The 520-nt window shown below is 69.4% G+C and carries 1 protein-coding gene; it reads right to left on the minus strand.

Annotated elements, in window-relative coordinates; genetic code table 11:
• Window positions 1-318, minus strand: a 318-nt coding sequence (locus AAFX79_13875) for a GNAT family N-acetyltransferase (protein ID MEO1009643.1), incomplete at its 3' end; no start/stop codon positions are given.
• Window positions 319-520 lie beyond the last annotated feature (202 nt).

The following is a 520-nucleotide window of genomic DNA, read 5'->3' on the forward strand; positions in this document are numbered from 1 at the left end:
GCCATGCCGTCGCGCAACGTCCATCGCCGTCCGAACGAGCGCCGCGCCAATGCCTCGGCGACGCCAGTGCCCGCGCACATCCAGCTCGTGGAGGTACGACGTCAACCGTCCGCTGGGCGATCTCATCTGGACACCCCAGGCGAGCCCGACCGGTTCGTCGTCGTCGTACGCGCCGAGCACGAACGAGGTCGGGTCGACGAGGAAAGCGCGTGCAGCGTCGAAGCTGCCGTTCTCGGCCGTGGGGGAGTCGGGGAGCACTGCCCGGTAGAGCGCGATCAGCGCGGCGGCGTCGCTGTCGGAGAGTTCGCGGATCTCCACTGCGTCAGTATCGCCCGGCGCACGTTTCGCATGGCTCGCGGCTCGTGGTCGCATCGATCGGGCGGGCGCCTGCTCGGTGCTGGGTCACGACTCGGCGTCCCACAGCGCGCGGTAGTACTCGATGCGCTGGGCGTCGGGCTCGATCCCGTAGGCGTCGAACAGCTCGCCTTGATGGCCCTCGCCGAAGTTCCAGTCCAGGCTC

Source organism: Planctomycetota bacterium, from assembly GCA_039819165.1.
Classification (GTDB): domain Bacteria; phylum Planctomycetota; class Phycisphaerae; order Phycisphaerales; family UBA1924; genus JAHCJI01.